Genomic DNA, 20,523 nt, shown 5'->3' on the forward strand with positions numbered 1-20,523 from the left:
ATATATCAAGGTTTTAGAAAACCAAGAATATTGGCTATTTGTGATTTAAGAATTTTAGATTCTGTTATTACTTGTTAACGAAAGTATTAGCTTTAATGTGATTCAAAATTTCATAACCAGCAGCTTTACTATTATCTTTACCATTGTAAGTTTGGTTTAAGAACATAATAATTCCGTTTTGGTTATCATAAGTTAATTGAACCCAACTATTAAAGTGAACCCCGTAGATACTACCAAAGGCAGTCTTTAAATTACCATTGTTGTAGAGATAGAGACCACCAGAATAATCGCGATCTTTACTCATTGATGCAAGGTGAGTTAAGTAATGGAAATCACTACTACTTAAAATTTGTCCATTCATCATCCCTTGTAAGATGCGGTAGTATTCGAGAGGTGTCGTAAATAAATTCCCAGCTCCTACAATTTGAGAGGCAACGGTACTCTTAATGTAGTCGGCATCTTGATAGTTTTTATTTTGCCAGATGTAAGAAATAGCATCTGTCTTCCAACTAGGAATATCTTCATAAAGGTAGGTATTAGTTAAGCCTAAACGATTTATAATTCTGGAATTGAAATTACTTTGATATGATTGGTTAGTTTCTTTACGAATAATTCCTGCCAAAAGCATGTAGTTGGCATTGTTATAGTAGTAACCACCTGGTTCATTTTCAGGAGTAGTATTAATCTTGTCGATTATCCAATCAATAGCACCTTGTTCTGAATAATTAATGCCACGATTATATTCAGTTCCTGTGGCCACAATTCCAGAAGTGTGGGTTAAAAGCTGTCCTACACTAATCTTGTCAGCATTCTTTAAGTTAGGGTACCAACGAGAAATCTTAGTGTATTGAGAAAAACTTTGACTAGTATTATTTTTTTCGTTGATTAACTGAACGATCATTGCCCCAGTGATGACCTTTTGTAAGGAAGCGGTAGGGTAAACAATATTTGAGCGTCCATTACCATAACGCTTGCCGTACCAAGCATAACCATAATTAATAGGTTGGGCAATTCCATCTTTAACTACTAAGACACTACCACGAACCTTATACTTAGCCATAGTGGATCTTACAAAAGTTCTCATTTCTGATTGATCATAGCTTGCTGCTTGAACTGGTTGGCTTGTTTTGCTGTTAAATAAAGTAGCTGCAGGACTAAGACCGAGGGCAAGGGCTGCAGATAAAGCCATAAACTTCTTTTTCACTGTTAATATCCCTTCAATATTTACTTATTTACTTCTAAATTAAACTCAATTAACATTGTATGCTTAATTTTAGCGAAATAGTTAATCGTAACAGAAATTTAAAGATTATTTTTTACTAAAGTAATTTTTCTTAATATGATTCAAGACCTGATAACCAACAGCTTTTTCGGTATTTTTATTATTATTAGTCTGATTTAAAAACATGACAATTCCATTTTTATTGTCATTGCTTAGTTGGACCCAAGTTCCAAAGTGAGTATTTTTAATATCACCATAGGCTAATTTAAGCTTGTCGTTTTGCTTAATGTAGAGTCCGCCGGAGTAGGAACCTTTGCGACTACTTAAGTGAGTCATATTATAGAATTGGGTCTGGGTAAGAATCTGCCCATTGGTTAAACCAACTTGAATCTTGTAATATTCGCTTGGAGTTGTATAGAGGTTACCAGCTCCTACAATTTGGGAAGCAACAGTGTTTTTCATTGTAATACCATTTTGGTAATTATGTTTATTCCAATTATAAGAGACTGCTTTAATTTTGCTGGTAGGTACTTGTGAAGCAACAAAAGTTCTACTTAAGCCAAGCTTATTACTGATTCGTTCATTGAGGTTAGTTGCATAAGACTTGCCTGTTATTTTAGAAATAAGGCCAGCTAGAAGAATGTAGTTAGCATTATTATAGAGAAATTCTTTGTTAGGTTCTTTTAAAGAAGCTGCATTAGCTTGGTTAATTACCCAGTTAACTGCATCTTCTTCAGAATAATTGACTCCACGGTTAGTTTCAGTGTTAGCTACATCAATTCCGGAAGTATGAGTTAGGAGGTTGCCAACAGTGATTTTAGTGGAATTTTTAAGTTGAGGATACCAACGTGAAACAGGTGTGTTTTGGTCAAATTGTTGGCTGGTATTCTTTTTTTCTTCCATTAATTGCATAACCATGGCAGCAGTAATGACTTTTTGAAGGGAGGCAGAAGGATAAACAAGTTGAGCGTTATTATTGTTTATCCGATGGCCCCAGTAACCATAACCATAGGTAATATTTTGTGTTTTACCATTTTTAACAACCAAAATATCTCCACGAACGTGATATTTTTGCATCACATTTCTAACATAGGTACGCATTGAGGTTTTGCTAGCAGCGTGAACAGTTTGAGCATTAGTAAAACTGGCAGCTAGTGGAGTAGTAGCTAATCCAATTGAAGCAGCCAGAGTAATTATCTTTTTATATAAAATTTTGAACATATCCTTCCACTTATAAGATATAAGTTTTCACTATACAAAACCTATTATACTAGTCCCTGTGCTGAAAAGGATATGTTTTCCTTTACAAAAAAATAGTTTTTCTGTTACAAAGTTTTTTCAATCGCAGTAGCTAAAAGGTCGCTGAGTAATAAATAGCCAGCTTCTCCAAAGTGCAAACCATCATTTTTTAAGCCGTGGCATAACTCTGGTAAGTTGCCATGTTCAAGCATTGCTTTAAATAAATCAATATGAGTTAACTGATATTGGTCACACACTTCTATTATTACTTGACTATATTTTTCAACTAATGTATTTGAACGAACTTCTTGCTTGGTTTCATCAACAGCAGGTGGTGAGACAAAAATGACTCGCTTAGGAGAGTAACGCCAGATAATACTGGAGACTAAAAACTGGAGATTAGCCTTAAATTGCTCAAGGGGAACTTGTTTATGAGTTGCTAAATCATTGGTGCCAATTAAAATGACTAAATAATCGCATTTTTCTGGTTGTAGAATTCGTTTATTAGCACTCACGCAAAGTCCCCCACTATTTAGACCAGGGTAAGCGGTATTAATTAGCTTAGCCTGGGGAAACTTTTGAGATAAAAAATGGTTGATTGCAGGTTCGTCAAATTCTTCATGGCGCGCCAAGATACTGTCGCCAGTTAAAAGTATTTTCAAGATGTTATTCCTTTCAGATTTTGCTAGGTCTTAATTTTTGGTCACTATCATCATAGAAGCTAACAAGTAATAAAGCAAATTGGAAAAGACCAATTTTAACTAATAATCAAAAATATCTTCTTAATTATTGCTATAAAGGCAATTATTTTTTTAAAAAAATTAGACCAATTTGTAAAATAGCTCTTAAAGTAGTGTATAATTAGACAACGTTAAGATAATTTTAGGAGGAAATCATCGTGAACGACAGTAGCGAGACACAGATTAAGTTAGAAGAAGATCAGAAATATAATCGGCTGACAGGACTGAAACTCTTTGCCATGACATCTTCCATGGTTATTTCAGTTAATGAACTAGCACCCTTTGGTAAAACAGGTCCAACAGCTTTGTTCTATATTCTGTTAGCAGGAATTTTATGGTTTATCCCCATTACTCAGATGGCAGGAGAAATGGCCTCTGTTAAAGGTTGGGAAAAGGGAGGAATTTTTACCTGGGTAAAGGGAACCTTAGGAGAAAAAACCGGTTGGGTTACCCTCTTTTACCAATGGATTCACATTACAATTGGAATGAATATGATGATGTATGTCATTATTGGGGCAATGTCAATTACTTTAAATGTTCCAGCCTTTAATACTACCCCATGGATTCGTTTTGTATTAATGATGATTATCTTATGGAGTATTACTTTAGTAGAATATGTAGGTGTTAAAAAAATTGGCCGGATTGCAGAATGGTTATTTGGAGTAGGAATTGCCCTGCCAGTTGTTTTATTAATCATTGCTTTCATTATTTACTTAATTCAAGGAAGACCAATTTATTTCCACCTTTCTTTAAGTAATATGATCCCTCATGATCTTTCAGGAGCAACTTTAGTAGCATTTGTTCCATTTATATTAGCTTTTTGTGGGGGCGAAGCGAGTGCACCACACGTGCAACATTTACGTCATCCAAAAGTTTACTCAAAGGTAATGTGGGGCTTAGCTTTAACAGCAATGTGTTTTGACTTACTAGGTAGTTTAGCAATTGGAATGGCTGTACCTAAAGATCAAATTACAAATAGTACAGGCTTTGTTTATGCATTTGGTAAGATTATTGATTCAATTGGCTTACCAGGGGACTTAATTCAAAAGATTATTGGTGTGCTTCTAGCATTAGGAATTGTTGGAGAACTTGGTAATTGGTTGTCTGGACCTAGTCAAGGGATGTTTGTGGCAGCTAATGAAGGTTATATGCCTAAGTATTTTGCGCAATCTACTAAGAGGGATGTACCAATGCGCTTAATTATCCTACAATCATTAATCGTCACAGTTTCAGCAGTAATTTTAACTTTTTCAAGTGGAAGTAATAGTGATTTTGCCTTTAATGTTTCAATGGCATCAACTACAGCACAATATTTGATTGTTTATATTTTAATGTTGATTGCTTACATGAACTTAAAGATCAAGCATGATGATTTACCTCGTAGCTACTATATGAGTAAGAATCGTATTTGGAGTATTATTGTTTCAATTGTAGCTTTAATTATTACCATTATTGCTTTCTTTGTTAGTTTTATTCCAGCAGATGGTACACCAGCTAACTTAAGAATGCTATATATTGGAATAATGGTTGGAATTTGTATTGTGGTAACAATTTTACCGTTAGTAATTTATCATTATCGAGATAAGTATTAGTTAGAAAAGATAACAGAAGAAAGCAAAGAGTGATTAGAAAGCAATTCTAATCACTCTTTTTATGTATAAGTAGCGGTAATACATAGAAAATAAGCAAAAAACAACAAAAAAATAATGCCTAAACAAAAAAATCTCAAATTCGTATAGAAAATAAGTGTTTTTTAATATAGAGTGTTATTTTAAAAATAAAATGAGAATAAAGGATCTATATTGAAAAGAAAATAGCAGTTAAAATAAGTAATTAGCGGTCTTATTATACTAAGACATATATATTTATATAGTGGAAATTAAATTACTTAAAAATTAAAATTAAAATGTCATTTAATAAAATAGTGTTTTTTATTATATATTTTTATTTTATATAGGTATAAAATAACAACAAATCGGTAAAATCAGAATAAAAATACAAAAAATCAAAAAATAAAATAATTTATATAAAACGCTGTAAATCGTTGATACCAAAGAATAATAAGGGTAAAAATAACTTAAAAAATAAAAAACATTTTGAACAAAATATTTTAAATAACAATCGAAATACTTGAAAAAAATAAAAAAAGGTTTAAAGTAAGAACCGTAATGAAATTGATATAACTTTTAAGTCTCTTGGATGTAAGAGAAAGATGAAGAAAGGAAGTTTATTTTAGATGTTATCTAAAAAGAATTATAAAGAACGCTTACGCAAGATGGAAGCAAAGAAAGAACGTTTCTCTATTCGTAAGTTTTCTGTAGGTGCTGCTTCAGTATTAATCGGTTTCTTCTTAACAGGAATCGGTAGTCAACAAGCTCACGCAGCAACTACTGATAATGCTCCAGCAACTGAAAAAGTTGCAGCTAATGCTAATAAGGATGAAAATGTTGCTAGTTCAGCAGCAGTTAAGTCAGAAGCTCCAGCTTCAAGCGCAGCAAGTTCAGCAACAACTGAAAAAGCAAGTTCAGCTGCTTCAAGCGCAAGCTCATCAGTAGCAAGTGCAGCTGTTAAGAGTGAAGCAACTTCATCATCAGCAGTTAAGTCAGAAGCTCCAGCCTCAAGTGCTGCAGTAAAATCTGATGCTAAAGTAGCAACTTCAAACGCAAGTTCATCAGCAGCTGAAAGTGAAGAACTTAAGTCATTAGCTGCTAAGGGTGCTGTAATTGGTAAGAACGCCCAAGGTACTTACGCAATGTTAGATACTACTCAACCTGCTGATCCAGATGCTCCAGTTTACAAGAACTCACAAGATGTTCAAGACTGGGCTGGCTTCATCAGCGCATTGAGCGACGCAAATGTTGATCACATCAACATTACTAAAGATATTACTGTTACTGGTCAGGTAAACGGTACTGCTATTCACAGAAGTGCGTTAGGTTTAGAACAAAAAGTATTATATGCTGGTTCTCAAGATCTCGATGGTAAAGATATTGCTCGTAAAGTTACTATTAGTGGTAATAACAACACCATTGACTTTACTAATCAAAACTTAAACCTTGTTGATAAAAACCAAGGTGATAACCACGCAGCTTGGGATATGACTTTTGAAGATGTAACTATTAAGGCTGATGAATTAAAGGCAGCTAAGTCTCAAACTGATTACTCTTCATATTCACCAATTTCACTTACCCGTGTTAGTGCAGACAAACAAGCTCTTGATACCATTACTTTCAAGAACGTAACTGCAGAAGTTAACGGTCGTCCAGTAATTACTGGTATGACTACTAACTCAGCAGCTGCTGCAAACACTGGTTACGAAAAATACACTTTAGTATTAAAGGGTAACAACAACTTAACTAGTAAAGCCTACACTGGTGGTGCAACCCCAGGTGATGATGGTGATGCTATTTCAGCAGGTTACATTGGAGTTGAAGATGGTACTACTACTGTTAATATGCCACAAACTAGCAGCTACAACTTACAATACGGTGGTGCTGCAGTTCGTGCTAACGGTGACTATGTAAAAGACAAAGCTACTGGTCAATTTACTAAGTCTCCATTAGACGTTAAAGAAGGCGCAACTTTAAACATCAAAGGTGGTAAGGATGTTAAGGGTATCGTTGCTTTAGGTACTGGTGCTCAATTAGTTGGTGGTAGTGTTAACATCGACGGTAACGTTAACATGGACTTAGCTGACGGTCACTCAATCGCTGTTTACTCAGGTAACTTAATTACTGGTAAGACTGGTAACTTAGACATCACTACTAAGATGAGTGCTTACGAAGGCGGTCTTGGACATTTAGCAATGGCTAACTTTAATGGTACCCAATTTGGTGTTCTTTCAATCGGTACTGGTATTCCAGGTGCTGCAGCCATAATTACTAGTGATAACCGTATTGAAGACAACGGTTCAATTAAGATTGTACGTAACACCACTGATAAGGGTGCTAACCCAATGATTACTATGGGTACTGGTGCTTCATCTGGTAACACTACTTTAAGAATTGATGTTAACGAAGGTGCTACCTTAGACTTACAAGATCACGAACAACAAACTGCTCTTGGTATGATCTTTATGCCAGGTTGGATCGGTGGACCAGCTGGTGAAAACTTAGCAGGTTACGTAAACTTCAACAACCCTGAATACGTAAACTTACAACGTTTGAACCCAACTCTTCCAGAAATTGGTGGTTCATTCATCTTCAACCAACGTCAAAAACAACAAGATACTATTACTAACACTCCAGTTGCTCAATGGAACAGAGCTAACTTAAGTGACAACCCTGACTACACTTGGATGATTACCAACTCACAATCACGTGGTCGTGTATCAATGAGTGCTGACGGATTTGCTCCAATCGGCTTTAACCCACAAGCACTTGCTCCAATTCAAAAGGCTGCTTCATCATACTTAACTTCAAACGGTTCAGTTGTGATGGGTGCAACTCAAGGTGCTGGTCAATACAACGGTTCACAAAAGGCTAACGAAAACACTAACCAAGGTACTATTACTGCTGGTGCTAACAGCCAATACTTAAACAGCTTCTTAAACAACTTTAGCTGGTGGACTCCACAACGTATCGCAATGGGTAGCAAGCTTCTTGAAAAGGATTCTCCAGTTAAGTCATCAGACAAAGACTTATACGATCCAGAAGTTCAAACTATCGATGGTACTACCCAACAAAGCTTGAAGAACTTAGATCCTAATAAGGGTATCAAAGATCTTTTAGAAGCTAAGGTAACTACTGACGAAAACGGTAAGCAAGTAATGGGTTCAACTCCAGTGGCTAACTGGCAAGACCTTGTTTCAAGCGTAACTTGGTACGACTCAGCTAAAGATGCTGCAGAATGGGACAAGGAAATGGTTGATGCTGAAGGTAAGCCAGAAGCACAACCTCAAAACCCAACTGGTCAATTAAAGACAACTGATAAATCAGCTTGGGCAAAAGTTACCTACAAAGATGGTTCTGTTGACTTTGTTAATATTCCATTAAATATTACTGCTCCTTACGGAAATGTTTACCAACCAAGTTACAAGGATACTACTGTAACTATTGGTAAGAGTGTTCAAGTTCCTGTAACTATTACTAAGGATGGCAAGACTGTAGATGCTGCTCCAGAAGGAACTAAGTATGCTATTGATCAAACTTACTTAAACGATATTCCAGCTGGAATTAAGGTTGAAGTAAACAATACTACTGGTAAACTTTCTGTTGAAACTACTCCTGATGCAAAACCTATTAACTTAGAAATTCCAGTTGTTGTAAGTTATCCAGATGGTTCTGCAGATACTACTACTGCTAAGGTAAACGTTGTTCCATCTGATGCTAACGAATACCAACCATCATACAAGCCTGTAAATGTAAAACAAGGTGAAAGCGTTGAAACTGGTGTCCCAACTTACACTGACGCAGATGGTAAGACTGCTAAGGCTCCAAAAGGAACTACTTACAAGATTCCAGAAGGAACTAAATTACCAGAAGGCGTAACTGCTAAGGTAGATCCAAACACTGGTAACGTAACTGTAACTACTAGTTCAAACACTCCAGCAGGTCCTGTATTTGTACCAGTAACAGTAACTTACCCAGATGGTTCAAGCGAAACTGTTGATGCACCAATCGCTGTAGGTCCTAACACCTTCATCGGTACTGATTACACTGTAACTGTTACCCAATCATTAAAGAACCTTCACGAAACTACTGCTAACAGCATGTATCCAGATCCAATGTCAACTGTTGATAGCATTATTTGGTGGAACAACAACGATGTACGTAATGGTAAAGATGTAGCTGGTCACAAGATTACTAACTACAGCGATGTTAAAGCTGAATGGATTATTCCAATCAATACTAACGTAGACAAGGCTTCTATGGAAGCTCCACTTCCAGGTGTTACTGAATTAAGTGCTGATGCATCTAAGAATCCATCAATTAAACTTACATTTGGTCAAAACAGTGAATTAATCAAAGAAACTGGTACTAACTTATTTGCAACTCCTGAACACTCATTAACTTTATCAGGTGGTTGGTATGGTCCAGCTATCGAAATGCAAGGTGCTGCTCCAGTTGCTGATGCCGCTTCTAAGAAGGCTGAATTAGCTCCAGCTAAAGCAGGTGACAAGTTAACTGATGCTGAATTAGCATTAATTAATACTACTAACTTAGACAAGTTAACTGCTAACAAGCCTGTATCATACACTTGGGCAAACGACCTTAAGGCTGGCGATACTAAGGGTACTGTACGTATCACTTTCCAAGACAAGGATAAGAATGGTCAACCAACTTACTTAGACGTTGAATTACCAGCAGGTTCACTTAACGTTGTAAATCCTAAGACTGATGCTGACAAGTACACTCCACAAGGCCAAGATGTTCATACTAAGGTTGGTGGACACCCAGAAGCATCACAAGGTATTGCAAACATTCCATCACTTCCAACAGGTACTAAGTACACTTGGAAAGATGGCGAACCAGATACCAAGACTCCAGGAACTAAGCCAGCAACTGTTGTTGTAACTTACCCAGATGGTTCTAAGGATGAAGTTCCAGTTAAGGTTATCGTTGATCAACCAGGTAAGACTTACTCAGAAAACGCAACTGGTACTCCAATTGTTACTCCTAAGGGTGTAATGCCAAACCCATCACAAGGTATTGGTAACAAGGGTGATTTAGATCCTGATACTAAGTACACGTGGACTAACGGTGAACCAGATGTTAACAAGATTGGTAAGACTACTGTTTCAATCACTGTAACTTACCCAGATGGCAAGACTCAAGTTGTTGATACTCCATTAATCGTTACTGGTACTGAAAAACCAGGTGACCCAGGTATCACTAACCCAGATGATCCTGCTTACTCAGACTTGTTCAAGACTGTAACTAGAACTATCGTAACTGAAACCACAAATTCAGATGGTTCTAAGACTGAAGCTACAAGTGTACAAAAGGTAGTATTCGGTAGATCTAAGACTGTTGATAACCAAGGTAACACTACTTACAGTGGTTACACTATTTACGACACTACTACTAACAAGTTAACTAATGATAAGACTGGTACCTTTACTAAGGTTGTTGTACCTCAACACGATGGTTACGTATCACAAGTTAACGGTGTTGAATCTAAAGAAGTTCCAGAAGTAACTGGTGTTACTGCTGAAACTCCAAACTCAACTGTAACTATTACTTACGTTAAGGCTGGTTCAGATGCTGCTAAGTACACTCCAGAAGGACAACCTGTAAACACTAAACAAGGTGTAGTTCCTCCTGCAGAAGATGGTATTAAGAACAAGACTGATTTACCAACAGGTACTAAGTACAGCTGGAAGAAGACTCCAGATGTAACTACTTCAGGTAGCCACCCAGCAGTAGTTGTTGTAACTTACCCAGATGGTTCACAAGATGAAGTTCCTGTAACTGTTAACGTTCCAGCTCCAGAAGGTCAAAACATCAACACTCCACAAGGTGTAGTTCCAAACCCAGAACAAGGTATTAAGAACCCACAAGATATGCCAGAAGGTACTAAGTACACTTGGAAGGATACTCCAGATGTAAATACTATTGGTGAACATCCAGCAGTAGTTGTAGTAACTTACCCAGATGGTAAGACTGAAGAAGTACCAGTAACTGTAACTGTAACTACTCCATCAACTCCAGTTGTAACTCCAACTGATGCTGATCAATACACTCCACAAGGACAAGATGTACCTACTGTAATTGGTACTGTTCCAAATGCAGCAGATGGTATCAAGAACAAGACTGAATTACCAGGTGGTACTACTTACACTTGGAAGGACACTCCAGATGTAAACACTCCAGGTTCACACGATGCAACTATCATCGTAACTTACCCAGATGGTTCACAAGATGAAGTTCCAGTTAAGGTTGTTGTAACTGCTCCAGAAGGACAAGATATTCACACTCCACAAGGTGTGGTACCAAATCCAGAAGACGGTATTAAGAATAGAACTGATTTACCATCAGGTACTAAGTACACTTGGAAAGATACTCCAGATGTATCAACTCCAGGTAACCACCCAGCAGTAGTTATCGTAACTCTTCCAAATGGTAAGACTGTTGAAGTACCAGTAACTGTAACTGTAGATAACCCAACTCCAGAAGGACAAGACATCCACACTCCACAAGGTGTACTTCCAAACCCTTCAGAAGGTATCAAGAACAAGGATGATATGCCATCAGGTACTAAGTACGAATGGGAAAAGAAACCAGATGTTAAGACACCTGGTAAGCACGAAGGTACTATCCGTGTAATCTTCCCTAACGGTGAAACTGTTGATGTTCCTGTAACTGTTGTAGTTGCTCCTAAGTCTGACCGCGATGACATTGCTGGTGTTCACGGCCAAGGTAACGAAAACGGCGATAACAACGGCAACAGCAATGGTAGTGAAGTTGTAGCAGGTGTTAAGGGTACTCACGAAGGTATCTCAACTGGTAACAACGGTAACGGTAACACTAATGGTAACAACTCAGGTAAGTCATACATGGACTCACGTTCTAAGACTTTACCACAAACCGGTGCTAATGACGGTGCAGCAGCAATGCTTGGACTTATGATTGCTAGTGTAGGTGCAATTCTTGGCTTAGCTGTTGAAAAGAAACGTAGAAATTAATATTCCTTTCTTAAAAATTTCATCTAACAAACTTACTCTTTCTAATTAATTTCTATGGAAGATATTAGCGTAGATAACATAAAAAAACGGTTCGCTTAGGCGAACCGTTTTTTTGTATTATTTTTAACTGAAGGCTACCCGATAAGGGATTTTTTTGTTAAAATTAAAAAAATAATAAAATTAGGAGGAAATTATGAAAGATAAAGAAAAATTGTCTACTAAACAATATTTAGTAGTAGCATCAATGATTTTTGCACTATTTTTTGGTGCAGGAAATTTAATTTTCCCCCTTCATTTAGGACAACTTGCGGGTGCTGCTTGGTTACAAGCTGCAGTAGGTTTTCTTCTAACTGGGGTTGCGTTGCCACTACTTTCGTTGTTAGCAATTGCAATTACTCGTAGTAATGGGGTTTATGATTTAAGTAAACCAGTGGGAGGATTTTTTGCTTTAGCATTTATGACCCTTATTCAATTGACAATTGGACCTCTGTATGCCACACCACGTTTAGCAACTGTGTCTTACACTGTCGGTGTTAAAGCACTCTTACCTAAGCAATTTCAAGGAATTGGATTAATTATCTTTGTAGTATTATTTTTTGCGGTTGTTTATGGTATTGCTTTTAAGCAAAGTGACATCTTGTCTAGTTTAGGTAAGGTATTAAATCCTATCTTTTTAGTGGCTCTCTTTTTAGTATTTGTAGTAGCATTTGCTAAGCCACTTGGTAACCCAGCTGCAGCACCTGTAACACCTGAATACGCTCATGGTGCGTTTATTAATGGATTTTTGCAGGGGTATAATACTTTAGATGCATTAGCTGGTTTAGTGTTTGGGGTTGCAATTGTAACAGCTATTAAAACGATGGGTGTGAAAAAGGAAGCCAAGATTGCAGCAATTACGGTGAAGTCAGGGACAATTGGAATGCTAGCAATTGGAGTTATCTATGTTGCTTTAGTCTTAATGGGCGCAATGTCTTTAGGACATTTTAAAGTATCTGCTGACGGTGGTCAGGCGTTCTCACAAATTGTTACCTATTATGCTGGGGTCTTTGGTCAAGCCTTCTTAGCCTTTTTGATAGTTTTAACTTGTTTAACAACCGCAGTTGGGTTAGTAGCTTCATTTGCAGAAGATTTCCAATCTCACTTTGGTGGATTATCTTACCGTGGTTGGTTAACTGTTACTTGCGGATTTTCAGCCTTATTTGCTTGTTTTGGATTAGATGAATTAATCAAGTGGTCAGTACCTGTTTTAATGTTTCTTTATCCCTTAGCAATCGTAGTTATTGTTTTATCAATGATTTCACCATTAATTAAGAAAGATCATGTGGTTTACAAGATTACCATTATTTTAACTTTAATTCCAAGTGTACTAGATTTCATTTATTCTCTTCCAGAACCGCTTAAGAGTAGTAACTTCGTTAAAAGTGTAGATGCCTTCCGCTTGCACTATTTCCCATTAGCTAATTTGGGAATTACTTGGATGGTACCAGCAATAATTGGAATTATTTTAGGAATTTTGGTTCACATTTATCGACGCAAAACTTCCCAAATTTAGTGATTGTCTTTCTTTGAATTTTTTTAGTTTCAGGGCTTATAATGAAACTGAGAAGATAAAAGAAAGAAGGGATAATCGATGTCATTTAAAGAATTGATGGAGAAGCGTCATGCAGTACGTGAATTTTCTGATAAGAAGGTTCGCAAAGAAGACATTGAAGATATCTTAACAGAAGCTAGTTTTGCTCCTTCCTGGGAGAATGCTCAACCTTGGCATGTACATGTTGCGATAGGTGAAGCTTTAGAAGCAATTAAGAAGGAACACTTGGAATTAGCAGATAAAGGAACGATTAGTTGGACAGATATTAAGCCAATTACGCCAGATGATATGGATCGCTATTCAAGTGATAATGTTGGTAAATTTACTGAGGAATTGAGTGATTTTACCAAGGCAGACTATAGCTTTTTTGAAGACCGTCAAAGACATTTATATAATGCGCAAGCTTTAATTTACATCACAGTAGATGAAAAGGCTGTTCCTTATATGTTTTATGACTTAGGAGCATTTGGTCAAAGCATTTTGCTAGCAGCTGCTGAAAAGGGAATTGATTCAATTCCAGCTTATGAAATTGTCCGTTTCCCTGATTCAATTAGAAAGCATATTGATATTCCAGAGCATGAGAAGATTTTCATGGGAATTGCATTAGGATATGCTGATGACGAACGTATAAATGAATTTAAGCCAAGTCGACGTAAGTTAGAAGACTTTGCTAAATTTAGTGAATAAGAGAAAGCATTACCTCAATCATATGTCCTAATTTTAGGGTTCATATCAGGAAGGGTAATGCTTTTTTATTGGCTGTTAGTGTTTATCGTGGCGATCCATCTAGCGCTCAACTAGTCCCACAATAAATGGTGCGATAACCCATGATAATAATTGAATAAAAGAGTATAATAAAATTACAATGATATTATATTCGTCTATCATCAGACGTGAAGGCATTACCTCAATTTAGTGGAAGGGTAATGCTTTTTGCTTTTAGAAAATGAAGTGCCAATACGTTACAATAGAAGTAAGAAGAATAAGTAAAGGAGAGTTTTATGCAAACAGGTTCAAAAATTATTACCTTAGACAATGGTTATCATTTATGGACAAATACTCAAGGTCAAGGGGATATTCATCTTTTGGCACTTCATGGTGGTCCTGGTGGTAATCATGAATATTGGGAAGATGCAGCTGCTCAATTAAAGAAACAAGGTCTTGATGTGCAAGTAACGATGTATGACCAATTAGGTTCCTTGTATTCTGATCAACCAGATTATTCTGATCCCGAAATTGCCAAAAAGTATTTAACTTACGAATACTTTTTAGATGAAGTAGATGAAGTTCGAGAAAAGCTTGGCCTTGATAACTTTTATTTAATTGGTCAAAGTTGGGGTGGACTTTTAGTCCAAGAATATGCTGTTAAGTATGGCCAACACTTAAAAGGAGCAATTGTTTCCTCAATGGTTGATGAAATTGATGAATATGTTGAAGCAGTTAACCGCCGACGTCAAGAAGTCCTTCCTCAAACTGAAATTGATTTCATGCATGAATGTGAAGAAAAAGGTGACTACGATAATCAACGTTACCAAGATGATGTCCAAATCTTGAATATTAACTTTGTTGATCGTAAGCAACCTTCTAAGCTCTATCACTTAAAAGATCTTGGTGGAACTGCTGTTTATAATGCCTTTCAAGGTGATAACGAATTTGTTATTACTGGTAAGTTGAAGGACTGGCACTTTAGAGACCAGTTGAAGAATATTAAGGTACCAACTTTGCTTACTTTTGGTGAAAATGAAACAATGCCAATTTCAACTGCTAAGACTATGCAAAAAGAAATTCCAAATTCACGTTTAGTCACTACACCAGATGGAGGTCACCACCACATGGTGGATAACCCAGATGTTTATTACAAGCACCTAGCTGACTTTATCCGCAGTGTGGAAGATGGAAGTTTTAAAGGCGAATAAGTCAAAAGCAACTTGAAGCTAACCCCTAAAATTGGACGTTAGTTTTAAATATATTTCTAAGGCAAGATTCCAATATTCCATTGGGGTCTTGTCTTTTAATGTATGGCGAATTCCCTCAAAGTTGTAATATCTTAAATATTTTTCATAGTTTCTTATAAATTCAGGAGTAAAGTTAATTTCGGCCATTTTTAATTATCTAATTTTTTAAACAATTCATCAGTAGAGTGGACTGTTTGATAATCTCCTCTTGCATACTCTGCTAATGATTTTTCAATACTATTTTCTAACTCAGGACTCATTTTTACCATCTCCTTATATATAAAAGCATAAAATGTTTTAATTTGTGACCTTTTTGTGATAAAAAATACCTCACAATTGTTAGATTTATGTCTAACAATTATGAGGCACTTCATTTTTGTTTATTCTTCGTTTTCATGTTTTCTAATTTCAAAGATAACCGCAATAATCGTTAAAATGATACCGATGATTGCAAAACAAATTGAGATGGGATGATCAGTACCAGCACCAAAAGGTGATTTAAAGTAACTATCGAACCAGATAGCTGAAATTACACCTTCAAAGATTGCCCAGGCATATTGTCCAGTCCGCATGAAGTAGTAGTAAACTGCATAAATGGCAATTAGTAAAATAAGGTTAACTGGGAAGTACCAAACAGATAGTGGAGAAATAAAAATACTAATAATTAATAAGATGGTAAATACTATCCAAAAAGTGTTCATTGTTTGTCTATTCATATGTGAAGTCCTCCATTAAAATTCTCTACCTTTATCATTGTAACTTTATTTATTAATTTTTGAAAAAATAAGGGCTTAGATTGGTTAAAATGAATCGTTTATTATATAATAATTATATAGATAAATGTAAGCGGTATATTTAATGGATGATGTTATATAATCAAGGAGAAACCTATGGCAAAAAAATGGACAAAATTAGTTGGTAGCATTACTTTAGCTGGTGCACTTTTGTTAACAGCAACAGCTTGTTCCGATAATTCAAGCTCAGAAACTAAGAGCTCGCAATCGTCTACTAGCTCAAGTACAAGTAATAAGAGTAGTGCTAAAAAGACAGCTAGCACTGCTGTAAAAACTGCCCAAATTAAGCTTAGTCAAACTGATGCAATCAATAAGTTCCATGAAAAATATAAGGGAAAAGAAGTTAAAGAAATTTCTCTAGAAAAAGAAAATGGAAGCTATGTTTATAATATTGATGGTTTTGATAAAACCCATGAATATGAAGTAAAAGTTAATGCAATTAGTGGAAAAATCCTTTCAAACAAGACAGAAAAAGCTGATTTGGATGAAATGAATGAAAAAGCTTTAGATGTTGACAACTTAATTAGTCGCAATGAAGCAACTAAGATTGCAGAAAAGAAAGTAAGTGGCACAGCAGATAAGTGGGACTTGAAGCAAAGTGGTAAAAATACCATTTGGGAAATTGAAGTAGTAGATGGTACTACTAAACATGAAGTTCAAATTAATGCTAAAACTAAAGAAGTACTAAAAGTAGAGAAGGAAAATTAATTCTTCCTAGCTAAAATTATTGGTTAACCAAAAAGAGCGTTTTGAGGAACGCTCTTTTTTTGTAGGCAAAAATTTGATTGAAATTTATTTTTTGCGATAACCTGCAATATCAGTATAAGAAAAGTTATAGTCTAATTTTTTTCCATAAGCTTTTTCATAGGCAGCTATTTTTTGCTCATAATCTTTTTGACACATTAATTTAGCGTTTTGCTCAACACTGAGCTTAGGATTAGGATAAATCGTTGGTAAAACATGTAGAATAGTTTGAGTTTTGAAAAAGTTGGGATCACTTTTTTCAATGCTTTTGGTATCTCTAATTTCAGTAAAACAAGAAATAATTGGTACGTTAAGTTTAGCGGCGTAATAGTAGGTACCTTTTTGCATTGGACGAGGTTTGCGATAATTGAACCACATTTCTTGCTCAGGATAAATTAAAATCCAATTATTTTTACGTAATACCTCATTTAAATGCTTAGGAAAGTCTCGCCCTAAATAACGAATGCTGCGACTTAGTGGGATTGTAGGTAAGTGTTTCATGAGAAACCCAATCCAGCTAGGTAAAAGCAAATTGGTGTCTTCAATAACAAAGTACAAATTTTTATGATTTTTGCTGGCAAGGCGGGCAATTGGCAAGCTATCTAGTTGGTTAAAGTGATTTGAAGTGACAAAAGCCCGAGGAATTTTGCGTAAATCTTGAGGATTATCAATTTTATCATTTTTGCCTAGCAATTGAGCTACTTGTTTAAAAAATTGCTTGGTAAAAAAGCTGGTCACTTTATCAGTGTTTTTTTGCTTCGCTTTCCAAAAATCATTCACTAACTTTAAGCTGTCAGCGTTACTAATTTTTGGATCACCAATTTCTGCTTTTGCGTGAAAATCGTTGTTTAAGACATTTTTTTTGATATTTTCAATAACTTTTTCGCGGTTATCGCCAATAATCATAGTTTAATTTTTTCTCCTTGTTGTTTCACTTTTGCCCAAGTATTGGTCTGCTCAATTTCTTTGACACGTTGGGCCATTTTTTCTAAGTCATCACGTTGTTTTTGACGGTCAGCATCAGTAAAATTGGCTAATTCTTGCTTTAATGTTTCATAAAAAGGAGTTTCTTTTGCGACATCCCAGAAGTAGTTACCATATTGTACATCTTCAAAATGCCATGGCTTAAAGAAAAGATTATAGTGGACAATTTTGGGATCCTTGATAGGAGGGATACTTTCGTTAGGCATAGTATCCCATTTACCATCTAAGTGATAAATATAATCTTCACAAATTTCATTCATATAAGCTTGATCAGGATCAAGATTATCAAATTGATATTTGCCTAAGAGATACAAGAATCTGTCGATAAATTTTTTCTCTCTAAAAGCTTTTAAGTTGAACAAAATCACACCGTTATTGATATATTTTTCAGGTGGGAAGATTCCTTGACATTGTTTAATATATTCTTGGAGTAGTGGCATGTAACGGATTGAGAGATCAGGAGCAGAGCCAAACATGTTATTGCCAAGGTCAGTATCATATAATTCAGCAATATCTGTATTGACAATTGTGTCTGCATCTAAATAGATACTTTTATCATATTGTGGGAATAATTCAGGAATAAATAAACGATAAAAAATCGCCATTGTGAAAAATTGTCCCCTTAAGTAGTTTTCTTTGGTATTAGTGATTGGCTTTAACAATTCATCGTCAATATGAAAGATATTGATATGAACATTATCTGTGGCAAGATTCTTGAGTGCTTGCTTGTGCTCCTCACTAATTTCTTGGACTAAAACATAGATAGTGTAATCACGGTTAGGGTTTGCATGGTTAATAAGTGATTGAATTGAGACTCCAGCGTAAGGAGTATAGTTATCAGTAATAGTATAAAAAACTGGAATAGTAGTCATTAACATTCATCCTTTAATATTAATTATAGTTGGGTCAAGAGTACCAGACTAAGGAAGATTAAGCAAGTAGGCTTAGGATTCTTACTTAGTCTATCCTTTAAGTTTGGGTTTTAAAGCTAGATACTTATTCAAAATATCATCATATTCATAAATATTTAAATCTTTGTGGACTTTTTCAACTTGCCAAGGCTTGATAGTAACGGTGTGAAAGTAGGGGAAAAAACGAAAACTAGTAGTAAAGTGTTGAATTACAGTATCATTTTGCAGTCGATGTTGTTCATTATATTTTCGAGGTGCAATTCTTTTTTCAGTAGCAAGTTTATTAATAGCTGCTTGATCAGGTAGTAACATTTCCCGCTTTTTAATTAAGTGACGTACTTTTTCAAAGAGATGAGTTTTCTTAATTTCAGCCATATTTAAAAGTAAAACGCCAGAGTTAACATAGTCAAAGGCTTTGAATTCATCATGGTAAAACCAGCGACCGTAGTAATCAAGTACGCCAACGAATTCTACATTAGTTAAGTCTTGGTTATAGAATTCTGTAATGTCTTTTCGGACAATAATGTCATCATCTAAGTAAAGGATGCGATCAGGTAAATTAGGAATTTCATCTGCATAGAGACGGATTAAGGCATAAGGAGTAAAGCGAGTATTTTGGTTAGCAAGTGGAGGATTTTTTTGGTAAAGATCTGTAATATCAATTAATTCAATGCTACTTTTATCATTTACTTCTTTAAGTTGTTGGTTAATTACCTTAATTGCTTGCATACTAAAAGGACTAAAAGTTTTAGTATCATTTTTAGCTGTCATTGTTAAAACATATAAATGGAGTGGTTTTTGGTAATTTTTTAAAAGAGACAAAGTGGCAATTAAAACTCCGTCTTCGGCATGAGAATCACCGCAAAATAAAATATTCACTTGAAATCACTTTCTAATTTACTTTTTGATAATGATAGTATTGATAGTTACTTGATTTGGCACGCTTTTGCATGACTTGATAAATTTCATCATGTAATTTAGCTTGTTGAACCTTTTTAGGTAATGAGGTATCTGGGAGAAAAGGCCCATCGATATAGACAATAATTTGAGGCTTTTTGCCATGTTTAGGCGCTTGATAAGTTGTTGTCATGACAAAACTTGGTGCCTTAAAAGAAACAGGAAAATTCATACTTGTTTCAGGAAAAGGACGAATCTGGGTATAGTACGGCCAAACATGAGCTTCTGGATAAATGACAATATGATTGCCAGTTTTGATGAGCTTTTTGATAGCATTGATTAATTTAATTGATTGCTTTAGATCATTGCCAACAGGCAAAGCCCCATAAGGAAGGATATGTTTGCCTAAGATGGGAATTCCCCAGTTTGCTTGGTCAGCAATGGCATAGTATTGCTTTTTGCCAAAAAGCAAAATTGGCATAAAGGCATCATTCATTGGTTGAGTATGATTTGCAAAAACAAAATACCCTTGATTTTGATAAGGAACTAGTTTTTGACGGCCAACAATTTTAACTCTTAAATATCCATAGGTTAAAAGAGCTGCAAAATCTTTGGCGAGAGCCCTGACTAATCCATTAGGAAATTTTTGATTAATGATTTGATAATTATCGCTTAGTTTAAAATTTTGTTTTTTACTTTTAACTAGATCATCAGCTAGAGTATGATAATAAAATTTTTTCATATCCTTAATTATAAAGGATTTCTAAAGATAAACATAGTATTGTTGCCGAAATGCTCAAAGATAACAAAAAAGAAGCAA

The 20,523-nt window shown here is 35.5% G+C and carries 14 protein-coding genes; 6 read left to right on the plus strand and 8 right to left on the minus strand.

Annotated elements, in window-relative coordinates; all coding sequences use genetic code 11:
* Positions 1 to 67: 67 nt before the first annotated feature.
* From FP433_RS00655 to FP433_RS00665, 3 genes are all read right to left on the minus strand, one after another.
* Positions 68 to 1,204 (minus strand): serine hydrolase domain-containing protein, encoded by a 1,137-nt coding sequence (locus tag FP433_RS00655; protein ID WP_265483700.1) that lies wholly within the window; start codon positions 1,202 to 1,204, stop codon positions 68 to 70.
* A gap of 105 nt (positions 1,205 to 1,309) precedes the next feature.
* Positions 1,310 to 2,443 (minus strand): serine hydrolase domain-containing protein, encoded by a 1,134-nt coding sequence (locus FP433_RS00660; RefSeq protein WP_416202974.1) that lies wholly within the window; start codon positions 2,441 to 2,443, stop codon positions 1,310 to 1,312.
* A gap of 104 nt (positions 2,444 to 2,547) precedes the next feature.
* Complete coding sequence (locus FP433_RS00665) at positions 2,548 to 3,123, minus strand: GDSL-type esterase/lipase family protein (protein ID WP_265483699.1); 576 nt, start codon at positions 3,121 to 3,123, stop codon at positions 2,548 to 2,550.
* 236 nt (positions 3,124 to 3,359) lie between these two features.
* On the opposite strand from FP433_RS00665, the gene FP433_RS00670 reads away from it, so the two are divergent.
* The 5 genes from FP433_RS00670 (at position 3,360) to FP433_RS00690 (ending at position 15,334) form a co-directional block, all read left to right on the plus strand.
* Positions 3,360 to 4,793, plus strand: a complete 1,434-nt coding sequence (locus FP433_RS00670; RefSeq protein WP_265486779.1) for an amino acid permease — start codon at positions 3,360 to 3,362, stop codon at positions 4,791 to 4,793.
* A gap of 644 nt (positions 4,794 to 5,437) precedes the next feature.
* Positions 5,438 to 11,827 carry a Rib/alpha-like domain-containing protein gene (locus tag FP433_RS00675; protein WP_265486780.1) on the plus strand — a complete coding sequence of 2,130 codons (6,390 nt, stop codon included), beginning with the start codon at positions 5,438 to 5,440 and terminating at the stop codon, positions 11,825 to 11,827.
* A 193-nt stretch (positions 11,828 to 12,020) separates the two neighbouring features.
* The gene (gene brnQ, locus FP433_RS00680; RefSeq protein ID WP_265483696.1) at positions 12,021 to 13,379 is read left to right on the plus strand and encodes a branched-chain amino acid transport system II carrier protein; all 1,359 of its coding nucleotides are present in this window, start codon (positions 12,021 to 12,023) and stop codon (positions 13,377 to 13,379) included.
* Between the two features lie 78 nt (positions 13,380 to 13,457).
* Complete coding sequence (locus FP433_RS00685) at positions 13,458 to 14,105, plus strand: nitroreductase (protein WP_265483695.1); 648 nt, start codon at positions 13,458 to 13,460, stop codon at positions 14,103 to 14,105.
* Between the two features lie 314 nt (positions 14,106 to 14,419).
* Positions 14,420 to 15,334 carry a proline-specific peptidase family protein gene (locus FP433_RS00690; protein WP_265483694.1) on the plus strand — a complete coding sequence of 305 codons (915 nt, stop codon included), beginning with the start codon at positions 14,420 to 14,422 and terminating at the stop codon, positions 15,332 to 15,334.
* A gap of 419 nt (positions 15,335 to 15,753) precedes the next feature.
* Here FP433_RS00690 and FP433_RS00695 read toward each other — a convergent pair whose 3' ends face one another.
* Positions 15,754 to 16,089, minus strand: a complete 336-nt coding sequence (locus FP433_RS00695; protein WP_265483693.1) for a hypothetical protein — start codon at positions 16,087 to 16,089, stop codon at positions 15,754 to 15,756.
* A 174-nt stretch (positions 16,090 to 16,263) separates the two neighbouring features.
* Here FP433_RS00695 and FP433_RS00700 point away from each other — a divergent pair, with 174 nt between their 5' ends.
* Entirely contained in the window at positions 16,264 to 16,875 is a 612-nt protein-coding gene (locus tag FP433_RS00700) for a PepSY domain-containing protein (RefSeq protein ID WP_265486781.1), read from the plus strand.
* A gap of 84 nt (positions 16,876 to 16,959) precedes the next feature.
* Here FP433_RS00700 and FP433_RS00705 read toward each other — a convergent pair whose 3' ends face one another.
* The 4 genes from FP433_RS00705 to FP433_RS00720 all read right to left on the minus strand — a co-directional run bounded on the left by FP433_RS00705 (position 16,960) and on the right by FP433_RS00720 (position 20,445).
* A complete protein-coding gene (locus tag FP433_RS00705; RefSeq protein ID WP_265486782.1) occupies positions 16,960 to 17,817 on the minus strand; it encodes a lysophospholipid acyltransferase family protein in 858 nt (285 codons plus the stop codon).
* Entirely contained in the window at positions 17,814 to 18,767 is a 954-nt protein-coding gene (locus tag FP433_RS00710; RefSeq protein ID WP_265486783.1) for a glycosyltransferase family 8 protein, read from the minus strand. The genes FP433_RS00705 and FP433_RS00710 overlap by 4 nt, the downstream gene beginning before the upstream one ends.
* Positions 18,768 to 18,857: 90 nt before the next feature.
* Complete coding sequence (locus tag FP433_RS00715; RefSeq protein ID WP_265486784.1) at positions 18,858 to 19,685, minus strand: glycosyltransferase; 828 nt, start codon at positions 19,683 to 19,685, stop codon at positions 18,858 to 18,860.
* 13 nt (positions 19,686 to 19,698) lie between these two features.
* The gene (locus FP433_RS00720) at positions 19,699 to 20,445 is read right to left on the minus strand and encodes a 1-acyl-sn-glycerol-3-phosphate acyltransferase (protein WP_265486785.1); all 747 of its coding nucleotides are present in this window, start codon (positions 20,443 to 20,445) and stop codon (positions 19,699 to 19,701) included.
* Positions 20,446 to 20,523 lie beyond the last annotated feature (78 nt).

The organism is Lactobacillus sp. PV012 (genome assembly GCF_014522325.1).
Lineage (GTDB): Bacteria > Bacillota > Bacilli > Lactobacillales > Lactobacillaceae > Lactobacillus.